Source organism: Uruburuella suis, assembly GCF_004341385.1.
Classification (GTDB): Bacteria; Pseudomonadota; Gammaproteobacteria; order Burkholderiales; family Neisseriaceae; genus Neisseria; species Neisseria suis.
Window position 1 is genome coordinate 60,550 of the sequence record NZ_SLXE01000002.1, and the last position, 20,756, is coordinate 81,305.

The 20,756-nt window shown below is 55.4% G+C and carries 18 protein-coding genes; 10 read left to right on the forward strand and 8 right to left on the reverse strand.

The window, feature by feature from the left end:
• Positions 1–327: 327 nt before the first annotated feature.
• The 6 genes from EV680_RS01185 to dnaB all read right to left on the reverse strand — a co-directional run bounded on the left by EV680_RS01185 (position 328) and on the right by dnaB (position 5,321).
• Positions 328–786 carry a type IV pilin protein gene (locus tag EV680_RS01185; protein WP_132952362.1) on the reverse strand — a complete coding sequence of 153 codons (459 nt, stop codon included), beginning with the start codon at positions 784–786 and terminating at the stop codon, positions 328–330.
• Positions 787–795: 9 nt separating this feature from the next.
• Complete coding sequence (locus EV680_RS01190; protein WP_132952364.1) at positions 796–1,377, reverse strand: pilus assembly PilX family protein; 582 nt, start codon at positions 1,375–1,377, stop codon at positions 796–798.
• Positions 1,356–2,411 carry a PilW family protein gene (locus tag EV680_RS01195; protein WP_132952366.1) on the reverse strand — a complete coding sequence of 352 codons (1,056 nt, stop codon included), beginning with the start codon at positions 2,409–2,411 and terminating at the stop codon, positions 1,356–1,358. The genes EV680_RS01190 and EV680_RS01195 overlap by 22 nt, the downstream gene beginning before the upstream one ends.
• On the reverse strand, positions 2,408–3,067 hold the full coding sequence (pilV, locus tag EV680_RS01200; protein ID WP_165870885.1) for a type IV pilus modification protein PilV: 660 nt from the start codon (positions 3,065–3,067) through the stop codon (positions 2,408–2,410). Before pilV ends, EV680_RS01195 begins: the two co-directional genes overlap by 4 nt.
• Position 3,068: 1 nt before the next feature.
• A complete protein-coding gene (locus EV680_RS01205) occupies positions 3,069–3,728 on the reverse strand; it encodes a GspH/FimT family pseudopilin (protein WP_132952370.1) in 660 nt (219 codons plus the stop codon).
• 180 nt (positions 3,729–3,908) lie between these two features.
• Positions 3,909–5,321, reverse strand: coding sequence for a replicative DNA helicase (dnaB, locus tag EV680_RS01210; RefSeq protein WP_132952372.1), 1,413 nt, complete (start codon positions 5,319–5,321; stop codon positions 3,909–3,911).
• Positions 5,322–5,484: 163 nt separating this feature from the next.
• Here dnaB and EV680_RS01215 point away from each other — a divergent pair, with 163 nt between their 5' ends.
• The 3 genes from EV680_RS01215 (at position 5,485) to EV680_RS01225 (ending at position 7,728) form a co-directional block, all read left to right on the forward strand.
• Complete coding sequence (locus EV680_RS01215; RefSeq protein WP_132952374.1) at positions 5,485–6,063, forward strand: superoxide dismutase; 579 nt, start codon at positions 5,485–5,487, stop codon at positions 6,061–6,063.
• Positions 6,064–6,382: 319 nt separating this feature from the next.
• Positions 6,383–7,315 carry a bile acid:sodium symporter family protein gene (locus tag EV680_RS01220; protein ID WP_132952376.1) on the forward strand — a complete coding sequence of 311 codons (933 nt, stop codon included), beginning with the start codon at positions 6,383–6,385 and terminating at the stop codon, positions 7,313–7,315.
• A gap of 131 nt (positions 7,316–7,446) precedes the next feature.
• Positions 7,447–7,728, forward strand: a complete 282-nt coding sequence (locus EV680_RS01225; RefSeq protein ID WP_132952535.1) for a helix-turn-helix domain-containing protein — start codon at positions 7,447–7,449, stop codon at positions 7,726–7,728.
• Between the two features lie 82 nt (positions 7,729–7,810).
• On the opposite strand, the gene EV680_RS01230 is transcribed toward EV680_RS01225, so the two are convergent.
• Positions 7,811–9,157 (reverse strand): MFS transporter, encoded by a 1,347-nt coding sequence (locus EV680_RS01230; RefSeq protein WP_132952378.1) that lies wholly within the window; start codon positions 9,155–9,157, stop codon positions 7,811–7,813.
• A gap of 214 nt (positions 9,158–9,371) precedes the next feature.
• Between EV680_RS01230 and glnD the strand changes: the two genes are divergently transcribed.
• The 7 genes from glnD to EV680_RS01265 all read left to right on the forward strand — a co-directional run bounded on the left by glnD (position 9,372) and on the right by EV680_RS01265 (position 19,006).
• The gene (gene glnD, locus EV680_RS01235) at positions 9,372–11,930 is read left to right on the forward strand and encodes a [protein-PII] uridylyltransferase (RefSeq protein ID WP_132952380.1); all 2,559 of its coding nucleotides are present in this window, start codon (positions 9,372–9,374) and stop codon (positions 11,928–11,930) included.
• A gap of 234 nt (positions 11,931–12,164) precedes the next feature.
• A complete protein-coding gene (locus EV680_RS01240; protein ID WP_132952382.1) occupies positions 12,165–12,374 on the forward strand; it encodes a heavy-metal-associated domain-containing protein in 210 nt (69 codons plus the stop codon).
• A gap of 104 nt (positions 12,375–12,478) precedes the next feature.
• Positions 12,479–14,644 (forward strand): heavy metal translocating P-type ATPase, encoded by a 2,166-nt coding sequence (locus EV680_RS01245; protein ID WP_132952384.1) that lies wholly within the window; start codon positions 12,479–12,481, stop codon positions 14,642–14,644.
• Positions 14,645–14,944: 300 nt separating this feature from the next.
• Positions 14,945–16,243 (forward strand): serine--tRNA ligase, encoded by a 1,299-nt coding sequence (serS, locus tag EV680_RS01250; RefSeq protein ID WP_132952386.1) that lies wholly within the window; start codon positions 14,945–14,947, stop codon positions 16,241–16,243.
• Between the two features lie 571 nt (positions 16,244–16,814).
• Positions 16,815–17,981 (forward strand): elongation factor P maturation arginine rhamnosyltransferase EarP, encoded by a 1,167-nt coding sequence (gene earP, locus EV680_RS01255; RefSeq protein ID WP_132952388.1) that lies wholly within the window; start codon positions 16,815–16,817, stop codon positions 17,979–17,981.
• A gap of 42 nt (positions 17,982–18,023) precedes the next feature.
• Complete coding sequence (gene efp, locus EV680_RS01260; protein ID WP_132952390.1) at positions 18,024–18,584, forward strand: elongation factor P; 561 nt, start codon at positions 18,024–18,026, stop codon at positions 18,582–18,584.
• Positions 18,585–18,808: 224 nt separating this feature from the next.
• Positions 18,809–19,006 (forward strand): (2Fe-2S)-binding protein, encoded by a 198-nt coding sequence (locus EV680_RS01265; protein ID WP_132952537.1) that lies wholly within the window; start codon positions 18,809–18,811, stop codon positions 19,004–19,006.
• A gap of 343 nt (positions 19,007–19,349) precedes the next feature.
• Here the strand turns inward: EV680_RS01265 and cysG are convergent, their stop codons facing one another.
• Positions 19,350–20,750 (reverse strand): siroheme synthase CysG, encoded by a 1,401-nt coding sequence (cysG, locus tag EV680_RS01270; protein ID WP_132952392.1) that lies wholly within the window; start codon positions 20,748–20,750, stop codon positions 19,350–19,352.
• Positions 20,751–20,756 lie beyond the last annotated feature (6 nt).

Consider the following 20,756-nt stretch of genomic DNA (forward strand, 5'->3'; position numbering starts at 1 on the left):
GTATCGATTTTTCTTGCATTCCACTATCGTTAACTCAAGCTGCGCCGACAACGCCACAACACCCTTATTCTGTAAGATTATCTTTTTGAATAGGGATAAAACGTGCAGGCCGTCTGAAGTTTTGGTGTTCAGACGGCCTGTTTGGTTTTGGGTGTTGGCACAAGTTTCATGCGCACAATCACGCCGCCTTTGGGCGGCGCGCCTGCCTACTGTCCGTGTTTTTCATGCAAGCCCTTGTTTTTCCATGCAATAACAAAGGCCGTCTGAAAGATGAATCTTTCAGACGGCCTTTTGGGCACTTTCTCTGTATATCGGCTGAGCGCCGCTTCACACCTTTTTGCAGTCGCTGCCGGGCGTGGCTCGCTCTTTGGCGGCGTCTTCAGCCGCTTTTTTATTGCTGCATTGATAGGTGCTGCCGGCGCTGTCGACCAGCAGGGCTTTTGTGTGCTGCTCGTTTGTCGGCAAGGCCAGCAGATAGTAAAACGTGCTGTTTTTATCCGGGCGCGCTAGGCTGATTTCGTAATGATCGCTAACGGTTTTATCGGCCGCGCCGGTGAAATTTTTGATTTTGGTGTCGAGATCGGCTTGCGTGAGCTTGGGATTTTTCACGCGCTCGGTTTTAATCTGCATATTGATTTTCAGCAATTCCGCCCGCGCGTTGGCCAAATGGCCACGTTCTACATAGGCCAGATAAGAGGGCACGGCAATCACGCTCAATATGCCCAAAATGGCAATGGCTATCATCACTTCGGCGAGCGTGAAGCCTTGCTGGTTTCGCTGCTGCATGCTGTTCCCTCAGTTATCCGATGCCTGCACATACGATTGCACCGTTACCACGGTATTGGCATTTTTACCCCACGCACGGGCAGTAACGCGGTAGATGCTGGTGTTGGTGGCGGCGGTGTGGTTGATAAATTCAATGATATAACGGGGCGCTTTGGCGGTGCCGGGCACCGCAAACGTGCGTCCGCTGTTTTCCAGGCAAGAGCCATTGGTGCACGAAGTGCGCTCCCATGCGGCGATGGCGCTGCCTTCCCCCGTGATGGTTATCGTGCCTTGGGGTGTGTCTTTAATAGTATTAGGGGTGGGAGCTTTGTCTGCCGCTGCCGCGCACAGGCCGCCTGCGCAATTGCTGGCAAAGGTGGGGTCTTTCAGTGTGCTGATGTCGCCTTCACCCTGCCGCAAAGCGGCTTCGGCCGTGGCCATGGCCATTTTGCGGTCGGCATCGTTGCTGCCGATGCGCATTTCAGTGTTGTACGATTGCGTGGCTGCCACCACCAAAAAGGCAATCACAATCATCATAATCAGCACGATAAAAAAGGCAAAGCCGCCTTGCTCGCGGCGCGGGGCGCGGCTTAAATGGAGCGGTCGGCGCATGTGTTTCCTCCGCGTAAGGTTGCTTCAATATTGTAAACATAAACATTGCCCGCATCGGTGCGCGAGGCAGCGCTTTCCATATCTTTACCCTGCGCGGCCAAAGTGTTGCCATTGAGCGTGATGCGGATCAAGGCCGGCGTGGGCGGGTTTTGCTTGTCGTCCAAGGCATTGGTAAAGGTGAAGGTTTCGCGGCTGACATCAGAGGCGGCTGCGCCGGAAGGGGCGCAATTGTTCACATAGCCGTAGGAAATATTCATGGCGGTGATGCCGGGCAGCAGCAATTGCGGGCTTTGCCAGTTGTTGTCATCGCCCAGCTGAATGCGGTAAAGCCCTTGCTCGCCGGCGGTGGTGGTGCCGATCACATAGGCGTTGACCGCATAGCGCAAAATGCTCATTTCAGCCACCACATGGCCTGTGTTCAAAGCGGGGTTGATGTTGTTGATGGTTACGCCTGTGCCGCTGCGGGTGGCGGTGAATGAAGTGGGCCGGTCGATCACATTGCAGCTGCTGACCACCAAAGGCATTTTGCTGCTGATGTTTTGCAAAGGGTCGTCAGCCGGCATCTGCATGGTCATGGTGCCGTTGTTATTGCCTGTGATGGAAGCCGAACCGATGCCGTATTGAAACACCAGCGCATCACCGCTGGCGGTGAATCCTGTCACATTAAAGGTGGAGCCGGCAAAGCTTTTCACCGGCACAAGGCCTGTGGTTTGCCCTGCTGCGATCAAATTACGGGGGGTGTTCGATGAAGCGCTGCCATCGCTGCCTACAGTGGCCGGCTCTTTATTGGCCATATTGAAGCAGCCGAAGCTGCCTGCCATGCGCGCATCGCGCACAATCAGGTTGGCGGCGTTGCGCATGTCTTGCTGCACGCCCAAGCGGCCGAGCGCCACATCGTTGATTTTGCGCGCGGCAAAATAGCCCGAGCCGATGGCAATCAGCACAATCATGCTCAACACGCTGGCCACCAGAAACTCAATCAGGCTGAAGCCGGCGCTGTGCTTTTTGGAATATTTTTGTTGTGATCGATTCATTCTGTTACCTGCGCCTGATAGGTATAAACGATATAGTCGCCGTCTGCATTCACAGCGGTTAAGGCATCGCCGCCTTCTTTTTCCACCAGCCAGGCCACTTTGATATAAGTAGGCGCATTATTGCCGCTGGTGCAGTTGGCTTCCATTTTGCCGCCTTTGATCACAGGCGCTTTGCCGGAGGTATCGCGGCAAATGATGAAATGCACCGGAATGCCGCCCAAGCCGTGCCACAACTCATTAGAAAATTGAGCCTTCTGCTTATTGGCCAAATCTCTTTTGGAAATGGCACCTTGGTTGACGTATTTGATTTCACCTTCGTCTTTTTCGATTTTTTTCGAGCTTGAGGTGACATAGTCAGGATAAGATTTTAGCGTCCAACCACTCTCTACACCGCTGGCGGTGGCGGATGAAAGCCTGGGGTTGATGAGCATGCCTTCGATCAGGTTTTGCGCCGCCTGCGCCACGATGGTTTGCTGCTCGGCTTCGCGCACGCCGGATACGGTTTTGAGCTGGGTGGCCAGCAAGGCCAGCACACCCAAGGTTAAGATAATGATAGACACCAACACTTCCAGCAAAGTCATGCCTTGCTGCGCGTGCGTGCTTTTCAGACGGCCTCGGCCATCGATGCAAAAGGAATTGAAAATGCTCGGCTGCATATTATTTCTCCTTGGCCGGCTCGGCACAGGCGGTGCGTTTTTCATCTTTTTTCAGGCAAAAGCTCACCCTGCCGCCGCTGTCGATTAAGAGCGTGCTGGAGCGGGCTTGTTTGGCTTCATCGGTGTCGGCCTTGGCATCGGTCATAAAAATGCGCACGCTGCCCGAGGCCGGGCTCAGATTATTGAGGCCGGGGCTCGTGCCGTAGCCGAAGGTGCCGTTGGGCAGAAAACCCCACACATGCTGGTTGCCGCGGCTGCCGGTGAGCGGCACGGTGCTGGCTTGGTAGGTGATGGCGGTGTGGGCTGGGTTGTTGATAATCACGGCGCGCAAGGCGATATCGGTCTTGCGGGTGTACTCACCATCTTTATTGATATCTGCAAAAGCAGCCAAGCCTTGGCCGTTGTTGGTGGTGAGGCAATAATTATCGGGATTGCCGTCGGATTTGATTTGCACCGGGCAAACATACACCGGCGCATTGATGCGCACAGCTTCGGCGCGCGCGAAGCGCAAAAGATTAGCCACCTGCTCGGCCTGCCCGCTCACACGGCGCGCGGCGAGCCATTGGCTCATATTGGGCAGCGCGATTAGCGCCATGATGGCCATGATGGTGATTACCACCAGCAATTCGATCAGCGTGAAGCCTTTGGGTTTGAAACGCATAAGAGAGCCTGATGACGTTGTTCCAGGGTCTGCCTGCATTTCATCTGCGAATGGAATGTGAACAGACCCTTAAAGTAATGTGAAAAGTTTTATCAATTTTTTGTTATGCCATTCTAAACGATTAAGCGCCGATGCGCCTAATAAAATATGCGCTTTGGTGCGCATCTGTGCTAATTTGTGTCAATCTTCCATCATGGCGGCTTCTGGAACATAGGCCGCATTGTCAAATTTGGTAAACTGGCCCATAAAGGTGAGAAACACTTTGCCGGTGGGGCCGTTACGGTGTTTGCCGATAATGCATTCAGCCAAACCTTTGAATTGGGTGTCGTGATTATAATATTCATCACGATACATAAACATAATCAAATCGGCATCTTGCTCAATGGCGCCCGATTCGCGCAAATCGCTCATCATCGGGCGCTTGTCGGTGCGCGATTCCACCGCACGGCTCAATTGCGAGAGCGCAATCACCGGCACTTGCAGCTCTTTGGCCAGCGCTTTGAGCGAGCGCGAGATTTCGCCCAATTCGGCGGTGCGGTTGTCGCTGCGGCCGGAAGAGCCCGACATCAATTGCAGGTAATCGATCACAATCAGACCGAGCTTGCCGCCGAATTGGCGCGCCAAGCGGCGGGCGCGGGCGCGCAATTCCAGCGCGGTGAGGCCGGGGGTTTCGTCGATAAACATCGGCGCATCCGATAATTTCACCACCGCTTCATTCAAGCGCCCCCAATGCTCGTCTTGCAGCGCGCCGGTTTTCAGCACATGCTGGTCGAGCCGCCCCACCGAGCCGAGCATACGCATCACCAGCTGCGCGCCGCCCATTTCCATAGAAAACACCGCCACCGGCAATTTCGATTCCACCGCCACATGCTCGGCGATATTGATGGAAAAAGCGGTTTTGCCCATCGAAGGGCGGCCAGCCACGATAATCAGATCGCCCGGCTGCAGGCCGGAGGTTTTTTTATCCAAATCGATAAAGCCGGTGGCCACGCCGGTGACTTCATCAGGATTATCGCGCGAATAAAGCATATCGATGCGCTCGACCACTTCTTTCAACAACGCCGGCATTTCCAAAAAACCCTGCTTGGATTTGGCCGTGCTCTCGGCGATTTGAAACACTTTGTTTTCTGCTTCGTCCAAAAGCTGGCCGGCATCGCGCCCCTGCGGATTATAGGCGCTGCGGGCGATTTCGGTGCCCACCTCGGCCAGCTGGCGCATAATCGAGCGCTCGCGCACGATTTCGGCATAGCGGCGGATATTGGCGGCCGAGGGCGTGTTTTGCGCCAAGGTAATCAGGTAATTGAAACCGCCGGCCGCTTCGAGCTCGTCGTTGCGCTCAAGCGCTTCTTGCACCGTGATCACATCGGCCGGACGGCTCTCGTTGATCAGGCGCGAGATGGTGCGAAAAATCACCCGGTGCTCGTGGCGGTAGAAATCTTCGCCCATCACCACATCGGCAATGCGGTCCCACGCGGAATTTTCCAGCAACAGGCCGCCGAGCACCGATTGCTCTGCTTCCATCGAATGCGGCGGCAGCGACAAAGCGCTCACTTCGCGGTCTTCAGGCGGCATATTTTCGGCAAAATCATCCATAATGGGCTTCCTCGGCGGTTAATTTTGCATTATAGCGGCTCTGCCCGACGAAGATAACTTTTATTGGTCTTTTGGGCAGGGAGAGGGTAGAATTCAGAGCGTATCTGATGGCCGCTTGCGCCATCGGCTTCAAACCACACACCAAACCAACAGGAGTGACATTATGGAACACAAACTGCCCGAACTGCCCTATGCTCTGGATGCGCTGGAGCCGCACCTTTCCAAAGAAACGCTGGAATACCACTACGGCAAACACCACCAAACCTATATCACCAACCTGAATAATTTGATCAAAGGCACCGAATTTGAAAACGCGCCTTTGGAAGAAATCGTGAAAAAATCTTCAGGCGGCCTGTTTAACAATGCAGCGCAAACTTGGAACCACACGTTCTACTGGCTGGGCTTCACGCCCAAAGGCCAAGGCAAGCCGGCCGGTGCGCTGGCTGCGGCCATCGATGCCAAATGGGGCAGCTTTGAAAAATTCCAGGAAGCCTTCAACACCGTGGCCGCCGGCACTTTCGGATCAGGCTGGGCTTGGCTCGTGAAAAATGCCGACGGCTCGCTTGATTTGGTTTCCACCAGCAATGCCGCCACCCCGCTCACCACCGACGCCACCCCGCTTTTGACTTGCGATGTGTGGGAGCACGCTTATTACATCGATTACCGCAACAGCCGCCCCAATTACCTGAAAGGCTTTTGGGAAATCGTGGATTGGGATGCCGTGGCCAAGCGTTTTGCCTGATTGCGTTTGATTGAATGATTGCATTTGATTAAACATTAAAGGCCGTCTGAAAAAATTTTCAGACGGCCTTTTTCTTTTTAAAGCCCGGCTTTGTTTTAAAACCCGGCTTTATTGTTTCTGTGCGGGCGAAAATAAAGTTTAAAACTTAGCCCGAGTTATTGAATCTGATATGTGTTCAACACAAGATGATTGCGTTTTGGCGACACACTACGGAAAACTTAAAGGCCGTCTGAAAGATTGTTTCAGACGGCCTTTTATTTTGCGCTTGTTGCAGGTATGCTTAGCCTCTTTACATATATTCACTTAACTTAAATCGCCCATGAAAAATACTCTGCGCCAACTGAGCCGCTTTGTCGGCAAAACTTTTACCGTGTGGGTGCTGCTCTTTGCTGCCGCCGCTTTTTTCGCACCCGAAGCCTTTAAATGGGTGCTGCCGCTGATTCCGTGGCTCTTAGGCCTGATTATGTTCGGCATGGGCATCACGCTCTCGCCTGCAGATTTCAATATTCTCGCCCGCCATCCCAAAGCGGTGCTAGCCGGCGTGGCGGCGCAATTTATCATTATGCCGCTGGTGGCTTATGCGCTGGCCACGCTTTTGCAGCTGCCGCCCGAAATCGCGGTGGGTGTGATTTTGGTCGGCTGCTGCCCGGGCGGCACCGCCTCAAATGTGATGACTTATCTGGCGCGCGGCAATGTGGCTTTGTCGGTGGCCGTTACCTCGGTTTCCACCCTGCTCGCACCGGTGCTCACGCCCACGGTGTTTTACCTCTTGGCCAACCAATGGCTGGAAATTTCGGCGGTGGCGATGTTTTGGTCGATTTTGAAAATGGTGTTGCTGCCGGTGGTGCTCGGCGTGTTGGCGCACACTTTGTTTAAAAAGCAAACCGAAGCGGCGGCGGCGGTGCTGCCTTTGGTGTCGGTGGCGGCCATTGTGTTGATTGTGGGCGCGGTGGTGGCAGCCAGCAAGGCGCAAATCGCCCAAAGCGGGCTGCTGATTTTGGGCGTGGTGATTTTGCACAACGGCATCGGCTATCTCTTGGGCTTTCTCGCCGCCAAAATCTGCCGCCTGCCTTATGATGCGCAAAAAACGCTGGCAATTGAAGTGGGCATGCAGAATTCCGGCTTGGGCGCGGCGCTGGCTTCGGCTTATTTCTCGCCGCTCTCTGCCGTGCCCAGCGCGATTTTCAGTGTGTGGCACAATATTTCCGGCTCGCTGCTGGCTTCTTGGTGGGCGGGCAAAAGCAAAAAATAATGCCTATCCCAAATAAGCTTGCTTTTTAAATGGGCATAAACTGCTATTTTACAGGCCGTCTGAAACTTTTCAGACGGCCTGTATTCTTATCGTATAGTGAAGTAAAATCCGCGAAACGATAAGAAGGAATGATGATGGTAAAAAAGCTGAGTGCGCCGGCCGAGCTGCCCGATGAGGGCGATTTGCGTGCCGTGTTGGCCTATAATATGCGCCTGTTTCGGGTAAACAAAGGCTGGTCGCAAGAAGAGCTGGCGCGCCAATGCGGGCTGGACCGCACTTATGTGTCGGCCATCGAACGCAAGCGCTGGAATATCGCCTTATCCAACATCGAAAAAATCGCACTGGCGCTGGGCGTGCCGGCGTATCAGCTGCTGCTGCCGCCGCAGGCGCGTTTGGAAATCATGTCGGCATGATGCAGGCCGTCTGAAAGCAGAATACGGTTGAAAAAAGGAACCTTTTCAGGTTCCTTTTTTTGCTTACGGATTCCGGCCGTGCTCAAGGCTCGTAAATATCCAGCTGCATCAGATTGACATTCTTGGTTTCGTGCACGCTCCACAGAGCCAGCAACGATAAGATGCCGTTGGCCGCCAGATAAAGCCCCACGCCGAACAAACCGAAATTTTCATTCAGCTTCAATGCCACAATGGTGGCAATAGAAGCGCCCACAATGGCGGCGAAATTATACGCCAGCGAAGCGCCCGAATAGCGCACTTCGGTGGGAAACAATTCGGGCAGCAGGGCGGCCATCGGCCCGAAAGTGCAGCCCATCAGCATCATGCCCGCCAAAATAAACGCCAACACCATCTCCGGCGTGCCGTTGTGCAGAAAAGCCGGCATCGCCAAGCCGAAAGCAATAATGCCCAGCGTCACCCAAATCAGCCATTGGCGGCGACCGATTTTATCGGCAAAAATGCCCGAAATGCTGGTAAAAATGCCGAATACCACCGCGCCTATCATCAAAAAGCCGGTGAATGTGTTGGCCGCAATGCCCAGCCCCAACGGATGGCCGGCAGCCGATAATGCGGGCGCACTTTTGGAAAACACCTGCACAAATGCCGTCATCACATAAAAAAGCACATAAGTGGCGGTCATGATAAACGTGCCCTGCACAATCGGCTTGATATGGCGCGTGAGCACTTCTTTCACCGGCGCATCCACTTTCAGCCCTTTATCTTCCGCTTCTTTAAACACATGGCTCTCGTGCAGGCTCAGGCGCATATAAAGGCCGACCAGCACCAGCACGATGGAAGCCACAAACGGAATGCGCCAAGCCCATTCCACCAGCGCATCGGCACCGAATATTGCGCTCACGCCGAAAAATGCGCCATTGGCCATCAATAAACCGATGGGCGCACCCAATTGGGGAAAAGTGCCGAACCATGCACGCTTGCCTTCGGGCGCGTTTTCCGTGGCCACCAGCGCCGCGCCGCCCCATTCGCCGCCCAAGCCCAGCCCTTGGCCGATACGGCAGACGCACAACAATATCGGCGCCCATATGCCTATGCTCTGATAGGTGGGCAAAAGGCCGATCGCTACTGTAGACACCCCCATGGTCAGCAAAGAGGCCACCAGCGTTTTTTTGCGGCCGATTTTGTCGCCGAAATGGCCAAACAGCGCCGAACCCAACGGCCGGGCGAAAAAAGCCAGCGCCAGCGTGGAGAGCGACAGCAAAATCGCCACCGAAGGATTGCTTTTATCGAAAAATTGGGTGTTGAACACCAGCACCGCCGCAGCGGCATAGATATAATAGTCGTAAAATTCGATAGCCGTGCCCACCATAGAGGCAACAGCAACTTTATAAGGATTATTGCGCAGCTGCGGCTGCGCGGCGGTGTGGCTCATTTTGTGTTCCTGAATCTGACCGAAAATGAATTGGAATAATGCAAGGGCTGAAGATTGATAACAATCTCGGTGCACCATATCAAATTTACAAAAAAGCGTCTATTGTAATGCTGTGTAAATACCTATAATCAAGGCCGTCTGAAACAAAGTTGCAACATTGTGCAACCGCGCCTTGTTTTGTTGTCTGTTTTGCCTATTTCAAACAGGATTCACCATGCAAACCCTTATTCAGTCTGCCGCACAAGATTTGCGCTTCAAAAAGCAGCAAGCCATCGCCGCCTACCGCGTCCACCGCCAGCCGATGGTGTTTTTCGATGCCTACGGCAGAGCCATCGAAACCGCGTTGGGTGCGCTGTGGCTGGAAATATTCGGTGCCGGCCGCCTATGCCTCTTGGCCACCGGCGGCTTCGGGCGCGATGAAATGTATCCTTATTCCGATTTGGATTTGGCCATTGTGTCGCCCGAGCCGCTGGATGAGCTCGAGCAGGAGCAAATCGCGCTTTTTGTGCAAAGCCTGTGGGATATGCAGTTGGCGCCGGCGGTTAAAGTGGGCAGCATCGAAGAATTGTGCGCCAGCGCGGCAGACGACATCACCGGCGACACCGCTTTTCTCGAAGCGCGCTTTATCTGCGGCAGCCATGTGGTGGCCGAGCAGATGCTGCGCCGCTTGAGCCTGCAGCGCGACACTGCGGCTTTTGTGGAAGCCAAGCTTGTGGAAATGCAGCAGCGCCATGCCAAAGCGCAAGGCTCGGGCGCGGTGCTTGAGCCGAATGTGAAAACCTGCCCCGGCGGCCTGCGCGACATCCACACCATGCTGTGGCTGGCCAAAGCGCAAGGGCTTGAAGCCGATGTGCACACGCTTATCCAGCAGCGCATCATCACCCGCGCCGAAGCCGGATTGCTGATGAACAGCCACAAACAATTGGCCAAAATCCGCATTGATCTGCACCTCACCGCCGGCCGCGCAGAAGACCGGCTGATTTTCGACCTGCAAAGCCAGGTGGCCGAAAACATGGGCATGCACAGCGACAAGCAACACATCAAAAGCGAAAAGCTGATGCGCGCGCTCTATCGCGCCACCAAAACCGTGAAGCAGCTCAACGGCATTTTGCTGCCCATGCTGCGCGGGCGCGTGTATTCGCGGCTGCCGCGCATTGTGTATGATATTGATGACGATTATTACCAAGTGGGTGACCAAATCGCCGCCAAAAATAAAAAACTGTTTATCGAATCGCCCACGCATATTTTCAAGGTGATCGCCCTTTTGCAAAGCCGCAACGACCTCACCGCGCTCGCGCCGCAAACGCTGCGCGCCTGGTGGGCCGCTTCGCAAAAAATCAACCGCGCTTTTTACGACAACCCGGCCAACCGCGAATATTTCATCGGCTTTTTCAAACAAGGCAGCGGGCTCACCCATGTGGCGCGCTTTCTCAACCTTTATGGCGTGCTCGGCCGCTATCTGCCGGCCTGGGGCAAAATCGTCGGCCTGCTGCAACACGATTTATTCCACATTTACCCGGTGGACGACCATATTTTGATGGTGTTGCGCAATATGCGCCGGCTGGCGATGGATGCCCACAGCCACGAATTGCCGGTGGCCGCAGCACTAATGCATTCGTTTGACAAGCCCTATATTCTCTATCTGGCCGCCCTCTTTCACGACATCGCCAAAGGCCGCGGCGGCGACCATGCCGTGCAAGGCATTGAAGATGCGCGCCGCTTTGCCGCCGATCATTTTTTGAGCGATGAAGAGCAAAACCTGCTCGCTTGGCTGGTGGAAGACCATTTATTGATGTCCTCAACCGCCCAAAAAGAAGACATTCAAGACCCGGTTGTGATCGAGCGCTTTTGCGCACGCGTGCAAACGCAAGAGCGGCTCACCGCGCTTTACCTGCTCACCGTGGCCGATATCCGCGGCACCAACCCCAAATTGTGGAACGACTGGAAAGCCAACCTGCTGCAAAACCTTTTTCACGCCGCCGGCCGCTATCTGGCCGGCGAAGGCAGCAACCGCGCCGTGGTGGTGAGCCGCCGCCAGCAAAGCGCGCTCGAATTGCTGCACCACACCGGCACGCCCGAAAAGCCGCAAAAGCAATTGTGGCAGGCTTTGGGGCCGGCTTATTTCGTGCGCCACGAATTGCAGGAAGTGCTCTGGCACACCGCCAATCTGGTGCACAACACCGAGCGCGCACAGGCACGCAGCCGCCTGCTGCCCGACACCAACACCTTGCAGGTGATGGTGTTTATGCCCAATGCCGATAAATTATTCGCCCGCCTGTGCCGCATTTTCGGCCATCACGAGCTCAATATTCTCTCTGCCCGCGCCTACATCACCGAGAATAACTACATTCTCGACACCTTTATCGTGCAGATTCCCGCCCGCCACCACCGCACCGACTATGCCTATATCCAAAGCGCGCTTGAGGCCGAGCTCAACAATTTCATCCACGGCCACCACGCCGAAGACGGCGCCACTTGCGGCATACGCAGCCGGCGCAGCCGCCATCTGCCGATTTCGCCGCGCATTGTGCTAATGCCCGAAGAAGACCGCCCGGGCTGGTATACGCTCGAATTGGTGGCGGTTAACCGCCCCTATCTGCTGGCCAACATCGCCGAAGTGTTTTCCGATAAAAACATCAGCCTGCGCTACGCCAAAATCGCCACGCTCGACGAGCGCGTGGAAGACAGCTTCGTGCTCTACAGCCCCGAGCTCGACAACCCGAAAAAGCAGCTCGCCTTGAAGCAGGCTTTGTTTGAGCAATTGAGCGTGTGATGTCAGGCCGTCTGATACCCATTCAAAAAAGTAAGCTAACAAGGCGGCGAGCCGCAGACAGTACAAACGTACGGCAAGGCGAGACAACGAAGTCAGGTTATTTTTTTGGATTGGTATGAAAGCCTGAAAGCGTTCAGACGGCCTCTTGCACAATCATCCGCAACAAGGCTTGACCTTCACCCCGCGTCAAGGTTTATAGTGGCAGCATCGTTCAAATTTTTCAGGAGCACAACCATGCAAACCCTCACCCTCCACATCGACGGCATGACTTGCGGCGGCTGCGTTAAAAGCGCCACTAATGCGCTTTTGGCGGTAAACGGCGTGATTGATGCCAAGGTCAGCTTGGAAAACAAAAACGCTGAAATCCGCTTTGACTCGAGCAAAACCGATGCCGCCGCCCTACTCGAAGCCGTGGAAGATGCCGGCTACGATGCTTCTTTGTAAAGCCAACACTTTTCAAGCCAAGCATCAAACCGAGCAAACGCTTTTCAGACGGCCTTCATTTTATTGCAGGCCGTCTGAAACATTTATGTGAAAGGAAAACCGTCATGCAGCAAAAAGCCCGTTTCGATATCGAAGGCATGACTTGCCAGGCCTGTGCCAGCCGCATTGAAAAAGTGCTCAACAAAAAAGATTTCATCAGCGAAGCCGGTGTGAACTTTGCCAGCGAAGATGCGCAGATCACATTCGACAGCAGCAAAACCTCGCCCGAAGCAATCGCCCAAATCATCGAGAAAACCGGCTATAAAGCCACCCTGCACACCGATGGCGCGCAGCCCGACATCACCTCGAGCACCCAATTGGGCTGGCGCTTGTGGTTGCTCATTCTCATCAATATCCCGTTTTTAATCGGCATGGTCGGCATGATGAGCGGGCATCACGAATGGATGATGCCGGCCATGGTGCAGTTTGCACTCGCCAGCGTGGTGCAATTGTGGCTGGCGTGGCCGTTTTACAAAGGCGCGTGGGCCTCGATAAAAGGCGGCCTGGCCAATATGGATGTGCTGGTCACGCTGGGCACGGTGTCGATTTACGCTTATTCGGCGTTTATGATGTTTTACCACCAAAACTTAGGCCACGACGGCATGTCGCATGTGTATTTCGAAGCCGGCGTGATGATTATCGGCTTTGTGAGCCTCGGCAAATACTTGGAGCAGCGGGCTAAAAAGCAAAGCCTCAACAGCTTGGGGCTGCTGCTCAAGCTCACCCCTGCGCAAGTGAGCGTGCAGCGCGACGGCCATTGGCAAAATCTGCCGCTGGACCAAGTGCAAATCGGCGATATTTTGCGCGCCAACCACGGCGAGCGCATTGCTGCCGACGGCATGGTGATCACCGGCAGCGGCTGGGCAGATGAAAGCCACCTCACCGGCGAATCGCAGCCGCAAAGCAAGCGCGAAGGCAGCCAAGTGCTCGCCGGCGCGATGATCACCGATGGCAGCGTGCAATATCGGGCCGAGCAGCTGGGCAGCCATACCTTGCTCGGCGACATGATGGCCGCGCTCTCCGAAGCGCAAGGCAGCAAAGCGCCGATTGCGCGCATTGCCGACAAAGTGGCCGGTGTGTTTGTGCCGGTGGTGGTGGTGATTGCGCTGGCCACATTTGCCATCACTTGGCTTGTCACCGGCAGCTGGAGCAGCGGCTTGATGCATGCTGTGGCGGTGCTGGTGATTGCCTGCCCGTGTGCGCTGGGGCTGGCCACGCCGGCGGCGATTATGGTGGGCATGGGGCAGGCGGTGAAACGCGGCATTTGGTTTAAAGATGCCGCCGCAATGGAGCGCGCCAGCAAGGTAAACACGGTGATTCTCGACAAAACCGGCACGCTCACCGAGGGCAAGCCCCAAGTGGCTGCTATCTGGCTGCCTGAAAACGGCACGTTTGATGAAAACGCCTTGCTCGCCGCCGCCGCAGCGGTGGAAATGAACGCCACCCACCCGCTGGCCAACGCCATTGTGCAGGCCGCGTTTGCGCGCAAGCTCGATATTCCGGCCGCCGAAGAGGCGCAAACCGAGCCCGGCGCGGGCGTGTATGCCGATGTGGCCGGCATCGGCCGCGTGAAAGTGGGCAAGCCCGATTATTGCCATGTGCAGCTGCCCGACGATTTGGGCGAAGTGTGGCAGATTGCCAGCATTGTGGCCGTGTCGGCCGATGATGTGCCCATCGGCGCTTTTGCACTGGCCGATGAATTGAAAGCCGACAGCGCCCAAGCGATAAGCCGTCTGAAAGCGCACCATATCGATGTGTATGTGATGAGCGGCGACCATCAAGGCGTGGTGCAATATATCGCCGGCAAGCTCGGCATCGAGCATGCCCAAGGCAATATGAGCCCGCGCGACAAAGCCGCCGCCGTGGCCGCGCTCAAAAGCGAGGGCAAAGTGGTGGCCATGGTGGGCGACGGCATCAACGATGCGCCCGCGCTGGCCGCCGCCGATGTGAGCTTTGCCATGAAAGGCGGTGCCGATGTGGCCGAACACACCGCCTCGGCCACGCTGATGCAGCATTCGGTCAACCAAATGGTCGATGCTTTGCTGGTGTCGCAAGCCACCATGAAAAACATCAAGCAAAACCTCTTTTTCGCCTTTTTCTACAACACATTGGGCATTCCGCTGGCCGCCTTCGGCCTGCTCAGCCCCGTGCTTGCCGGCGCGGCCATGGCGCTCAGTTCGATTTCGGTATTGGGCAATGCCATGCGCCTGAAGCGGGTGAAAATCGATTAATCAGGCATAAGAAAGCAGTTCACATTTCAACCTTAGGGTCTGTTCACATTTCATCCGTGCGTAAGATTTTGAGCGAAAAAGCGCGTTTGCAAGGCGAAAAGCGCAGCAAGGTTGGACACCTTGCGAGCATTTTCAACGCGGCAGGCGCGTTTTTGAGCCAAAAGATTGCCACGAGATGAATTGTGAACAGACCCTAATGGATTTTAGGCCGTCTGAACGCGTTCAGACGGCCTAAAATCTGCCGATTTGGTTTACAATAGCGCCATTCTGATTGCAACCTTTATCCACACGGAAACCACCATGCTAGACATCCAACTTCTCCGCAACGACACCGCCGCCGTGGCCGCGCGCCTGGCTGCACGCGGCTATACATTCGACAGCGCACGTTTCGAACAAATCGAAACCGCACGCAAAGCGCTGCAAGTTCAAACCGAAACCCTTCAAGCCGCGCGCAACAGCGCCTCCAAGCAAATCGGCCAGCTCAAAGGCCAGGGCAAACACGCAGAAGCCGAAGCGGCCATGGCCGAAGTGGCGCAAATCAAAAGCCGCCTCGAGCAAACCGAAGCCGAATACCAAGCCGTGCAGGCCGATCTCGACGAATGGCTGATGGGCATACCCAATCTGCCGCACGAAAGCGTGCCGCTGGGCAAAGACGAAACCGACAATGTGGAAGTGCGCAAAGTGGGCGCACCGCGCGATTTCGATTTCGAAGTGAAAGACCATGTGGATTTGGGCGCGCCCTTGGGGCTGGATTTCGAAACCGGCGCCGCGCTCTCCGGCGCGCGCTTCACCGTGATGAAAGGCCAAATCGCCCGCCTGCACCGCGCGCTGGCGCAATTTATGCTCGACACCCACACGTTGCAACACGGCTATCTCGAGCACTACACCCCTTATATCGTCAACGACAACACCCTTTTCGGCACCGGCCAGCTGCCCAAATTCGGCGAAGATCTGTTTCACGTTACCCGTGGCGGCGATGAGAGCAAGCTCACCCAATACCTGATTCCCACGGCGGAAGTTACCCTCACCAACACCGTGCGCGAGCGCATTTTGGCTGCCGCCGAATTGCCGCTCAAGCTCACCGCCCACTCGCCTTGCTTTCGCTCCGAAGCCGGCGCCTACGGCAAAGACGTGCGCGGCCTCATCCGCCAGCATCAGTTTGACAAAGTGGAAATGGTGCAAATCGTGCGCCCCGAGCAATCTTACGATGCGCTCGAAGAAATGGTGGGGCATGCCGAAAAAATCCTCCAGCTGCTCGAATTGCCCTATCGCGTAATAACCTTGTGCACCGGCGACATGGGCTTTGGCGCAACCAAAACCTACGATTTAGAAGTGTGGGTGCCTGCGCAACACACCTACCGCGAAATTTCCAGCTGCTCCAACTGCGAAGATTTCCAAGCCCGCCGCATGAGGGCGCGCTTTAAAGACGAAGAGGGCAAAAACCGCCTGCTGCACACGCTCAACGGCTCCGGCCTGGCGGTGGGCCGCACCTTGGTGGCGGTGCTGGAAAACCACCAAAATGCCGATGGCAGCATCAATATCCCCGCCGCGCTGCAACCTTATCTGGGCGGTGTGCAGAAATTGGCAGCGGCCGACTGATTTCGGCCTGAATAAGCCGGCCGGCTTCGCCAAAGCGGCACAAAATTGAAAACGGCAACCGGGGTGCAATGCAATATGCAACGCACCCCGGCTTTTTTCATCCGCACAGGAAAATGCAAAACCCGCCTGCCGGCAGCAACCTTTCCAACCCACCCGGGCTGCTCAGAAACCATCACACCTGCCGCCGTTTTCCGCACGCTATAATTAGAGCCTTAACCCTATTTTCAACATGACAAACAACTAAATTCAAGCAATACAACCCTTCCCGCGCTTACCCACAAAAGCTGTGGATAACATTGTGGACAGCATGTGAACTGCTGCCGTTTTCCCCGTAAAATCAGGCATTGCAGTTTTATTGCACAAAAATCAAGCCTTTTATTAAAATAAATAAAAATCAACCACTTAAATGATAGACAGGCTTGTCAAGCAAAATATGAGTATGTTTTATGACTGTCGGATTTTTGTTTTTTGTCAATGTGGATAAGCAAATAATTTTTCAACTTTCGGGCTTGACAAAACCCAAGCTTGGCGTAAAACCTTGCCCGTCAAAGATTTAACGGAATCCCATCAAATGAAAAGGCCGTCTGAAAGAAAAACCGCACCGATATGCTGGCTGTTTTGCAGCGTAATCGACAACTATGGCGACATCGGCGTGTCGTGGCGGCTGGCGCAAATCCTGCAACGCGAGCTCGGCTGGCAAGTGCATTTGTGGCTCGACGATGAAGCCGCGCTGCGTGCGCTCAGCCCCGGCCTGCCCTCCCCGCCCTGCACACATGAAAACATTGTGGTGCGCCGTTGGCAGGCAGGCAGGCAGGCCGAAGGCTTAGCGCGCGCACCCGCGCCGCAAATTGTGATCGAAACCTTTGGCTGCGATCTATCCGCCGATGTGGTGGAGATAATGCGTCAAACGCAGCCTTTGTGGCTCAACTGGGAATACCTCAGCGCCGAAGCCGCCCACGAAGCGCTGCACGCCCGCCCCTCACTGCAAGCCGACGGTTTGCAGAAATATTTCTGGTTTATGGGCTTCAGCGAAAAAAGCGGCGGCCTCTTGCGCGAAGCCGATTATGCCGAACGCAGCCAGAGCGGCCTACCCGAGCTGCGCCGCCGCCTCGGCCTGCCGCAAAAAAACCGCCCCGAATGGCTGCTGTTCGGCTACCGCAGCCCGATATGGGCGCAATGGTTTGAAATGTGGCAGCAGGCCGGCGCGCCCATCCGGCTGCTTGTGGCCGGCAAAGAAATCATCGAGAGTCTGCAACAAGCCCGCGTGATTCCCGCTGATGCGCTGCAACAGCCCGGCGATTGCTTTCAGACGGCCTGCGTTGAGCTGGTGCGGTTGCCTTTTGTGCCGCAACACGATTTCGACCGCCTGCTCGCGCTGGCAGATGGCTTAATTATCCGCGGCGAAGACAGCTTTGTGCGCGCGCAATGGGCCGCCAAGCCTTTTTTCTGGCACATCTACCCGCAAGACGAAATGGCGCATCTGGATAAGCTGCATGCTTTTTGGCAACGCGCCTATACGCACTATCCGCCCCAAGTGCGCGCCGCCCACCGCGCTTTGTCGGATGAATTAAACGGTGCCGCCGCGCTTGATGTCGCCGCGCGCCTGGCCGCCTGGCAAGCCCTACAAAACCATTTGCCCGCCTGGCAGCAAGCCGCTGAGGGCTGGCAGCAAAGCTTGCGCACCCAGCCGGCCGCCACCGAAAAACTAGCCAACTTTATCCAAGATAAGCTAAAATAACGCGTTTATTTTAACGACACTTTTTTGATTGGAAACACACAAATGAAAACGGCACAAGAATTACGCTCAGGCAACGTATTTATGGTGGGCAGCGACCCGATGGTGGTGCAGAAAACCGAATACCTCAAAGGCGGCCGCAGCTCAGCCAAAGTGAGCATGAAGCTGAAAAACCTGCTCACCGGCGCGGCCACCGAATCAATCTACAAAGCCGACGACAAATTCGACGTGGTGATTTTGGCGCGCAAAAACTGCACCTACAGCTATTTTGCCGACCCGATGTATGTCTTTATGGATGAAGAATTCAACCAATACGAAATCGAAGCCGAAAACATCGGCGATAGCCTGAAATTCATCGTAGACGGCATGGAAGACATCTGCGAAGTAACCTTCTACGAAGGCAACCCCATTTCTGTGGAGCTGCCCACCATCATCGTGCGCGAAGTGGAATACACCGAGCCTGCGGTAAAAGGCGACACTTCGGGCAAAGTGATGAAAACCGCCCGCCTGATCGGCGGCACCGAAGTGCAAGTGATGTCTTATGTGGAAAACGGCGACAAAATCGAAATCGATACCCGCACCGGCGAATTCCGCAAACGCGCATAATGCCCGCTCTTGCACATTAACAAGAGGCCGTCTGAACATTTCAGACGGCCTTTTTCACGCATTTTGCCGCGCCCTTGAAAAAGAATCGTTTGCAAATGTAAATTTCTCATCCTTATCGCATTATTTACATTTTTAATGCTTGCAATAGAAACGGTTTGCATTTATATTCGCACAAACAAATAATATTTACTCTCATTCCTATTCGAGAGCAAAAGGAGCACATGATGTTTGTCTGCATCTGCAATGCGATCACCGACCGCCAAATTCAAGAAACCGTTGCCGCCGGCGCCAGCACGCTGGGTGATTTGCAAGCCCAATTGGGCGTGGCCACCTGCTGCGGCTGCTGCAGCGATTTGGCTTCCTCATTTTTAAACAGCACCAGCCAAAATCAGATCACCGCCGGCATCAACGTGCAAAGCTGATGCTTCCAGGCTGATTCTATTATTTTATCAATGCCGTCTGAACGTTTCAGACGGCATTGTTTTGTTTTGCACATTCAAGCAAACCGTAGCAAACCGTAGGTACGATTAGCTTTGCCAAAGCAAAGCGTAATCGTACGCATGCCACACAAATGCCGTCTGAAGCCCTTTTTCAAACGGCATTGTTTTGCACATTTCAGCAAACCGTAGGTACGATTAGCTTTGTCAAAACAAAGCGTAATCGTACGCATGGCACACAAATGCCGTCTGAAACCCTTTTTTCAGACGGCATTTGCGTACCGCATTCAAAGAGCGGATCGCAATAAGCTTATCTTTTGAATACGCTTCAAGCTGCTTTCACCGCTGTTTCGATCAAACCCTCACTAAACCAGCGCAATTCATCACGCAAGGCCACCACTTCGCCGATAATCATCAGCGCCGGGCGCGGCGCGCGCTCGGCCATGGCGGCCAAATCGGCGAGGCGGCCGATTTGCACGCTTTGTTTGGCCAGCGTGCCGTTGGACACCACCGCCACCGGCGTGTCGGCGGCGCGGCCGTGTGCCATCAATTGCGCCGCGATTTCGCCGGCCTTCACCGTGCCCATATAAATCACCAGCGTTTGTTTGCCGCGCGCCAGCGTTTGCCATTGCAGACCATCGCCGTCGGGGCGGCAGTGGCCGGTGATAAAGAGCGCAGTTTGCGCATAATCGCGATGGGTGAGCGGTATGCCCGCATAAGCGGTGGCGCCCAGCGCGGCGGTGATGCCCGGCACGATGCGAAACGGCACCTCGGCCGCCGCCAAGGCCTGCGCCTCTTCGCCGCCGCGCCCGAACACAAACGGATCGCCGCCCTTGAGCCGCACCACGCGCTTGCCCTGTTGTGCATAATGCAGCAGCAGGCGGTTGGTTTCTTCCTGCTGCACATGATGCGCACCGGCGCGCTTGCCCACGCTGATTTTATCGGCATCTTTGCGCACCAAGGCCAGAATTTCGTCCGACACCAAAGCGTCATACAGCACCACATCGGCCGCCTGCATCGCTTGCAGGGCGTGCAGCGTCAGCAAACCGGCGTCGCCCGGCCCCGCCCCCACCAGCACCACTTCGCCCTGCTGCGGCCGATAGCCTGCCAATTGGCGGGCAAATTCCGCCTCAGCGGCCGCTTCGTTGCCCTGCGCCACCAAAGTATCGAAGCGGCTGGCAAATAATTGTTCCCAAAAGCGCCGCCGATTGCTCAGCCCTTTGATGCCGGCCTTCACGCGCGTGCGCCAAGCGCCGGCCAGGGCGGCCATTTTGCCGGTGTACGCCGGAATCAAGGTTTCGATTTTCTGTCGCCACAAACGCGCCAGCACCGGCGATGCACCGCCGCTCGACACCGCAATCTGTATCGGGCTGCGGTCGATCACGGCCGGCACGATAAACGAACACAAAGCCTGATTGTCGACCGTGTTGCACAATTTGCCCTGCTTTTCCGCAGCCTGGAAAATGCGCCGGTTTAAAGCTTCATCGTCAGTAGCCGCCACCACGAGAAACACATCGTTTAAAAAGGCCGTCTGAAAATCTTTGCCCAACCATTCGATGCGGCCTTGCTGCAACCAGCCCTGAAAGCGCGGGTTTAATTCTGCCGCCACCACCCGCAGCGCAGCGCCTGCATGCAGCAAACTCTCGGCCTTGCGCTCAGCCACCTGCCCCGCGCCTGCCAGCAACACGGCGCGGCGGTTTAAATCGGCAAAAATCGGATAATGGCTCATGATGGT

Bases quoted from the DNA above. Each gene is read 5' to 3' on its own strand.
- EV680_RS01185 (WP_132952362.1), bottom strand. From the start codon at position 786: ATGCAGCAGCGAAACCAGCAAGGCTTCACGCTCGCCGAAGTGATGATA.
- EV680_RS01190 (WP_132952364.1), bottom strand. From the start codon at position 1,377: ATGCGCCGACCGCTCCATTTAAGCCGCGCCCCGCGCCGCGAGCAAGGC.
- EV680_RS01195 (WP_132952366.1), bottom strand. From the start codon at position 2,411: ATGAATCGATCACAACAAAAATATTCCAAAAAGCACAGCGCCGGCTTC.
- pilV (WP_165870885.1), bottom strand. From the start codon at position 3,067: ATGCAGCCGAGCATTTTCAATTCCTTTTGCATCGATGGCCGAGGCCGT.
- EV680_RS01205 (WP_132952370.1), bottom strand. From the start codon at position 3,728: ATGCGTTTCAAACCCAAAGGCTTCACGCTGATCGAATTGCTGGTGGTA.
- dnaB (WP_132952372.1), bottom strand. From the start codon at position 5,321: ATGGATGATTTTGCCGAAAATATGCCGCCTGAAGACCGCGAAGTGAGC.
- EV680_RS01215 (WP_132952374.1), top strand. From the start codon at position 5,485: ATGGAACACAAACTGCCCGAACTGCCCTATGCTCTGGATGCGCTGGAG.
- EV680_RS01220 (WP_132952376.1), top strand. From the start codon at position 6,383: ATGAAAAATACTCTGCGCCAACTGAGCCGCTTTGTCGGCAAAACTTTT.
- EV680_RS01225 (WP_132952535.1), top strand. From the start codon at position 7,447: ATGATGGTAAAAAAGCTGAGTGCGCCGGCCGAGCTGCCCGATGAGGGC.
- EV680_RS01230 (WP_132952378.1), bottom strand. From the start codon at position 9,157: ATGAGCCACACCGCCGCGCAGCCGCAGCTGCGCAATAATCCTTATAAA.
- glnD (WP_132952380.1), top strand. From the start codon at position 9,372: ATGCAAACCCTTATTCAGTCTGCCGCACAAGATTTGCGCTTCAAAAAG.
- EV680_RS01240 (WP_132952382.1), top strand. From the start codon at position 12,165: ATGCAAACCCTCACCCTCCACATCGACGGCATGACTTGCGGCGGCTGC.
- EV680_RS01245 (WP_132952384.1), top strand. From the start codon at position 12,479: ATGCAGCAAAAAGCCCGTTTCGATATCGAAGGCATGACTTGCCAGGCC.
- serS (WP_132952386.1), top strand. From the start codon at position 14,945: ATGCTAGACATCCAACTTCTCCGCAACGACACCGCCGCCGTGGCCGCG.
- earP (WP_132952388.1), top strand. From the start codon at position 16,815: ATGAAAAGGCCGTCTGAAAGAAAAACCGCACCGATATGCTGGCTGTTT.
- efp (WP_132952390.1), top strand. From the start codon at position 18,024: ATGAAAACGGCACAAGAATTACGCTCAGGCAACGTATTTATGGTGGGC.
- EV680_RS01265 (WP_132952537.1), top strand. From the start codon at position 18,809: ATGTTTGTCTGCATCTGCAATGCGATCACCGACCGCCAAATTCAAGAA.
- cysG (WP_132952392.1), bottom strand. From the start codon at position 20,750: ATGAGCCATTATCCGATTTTTGCCGATTTAAACCGCCGCGCCGTGTTG.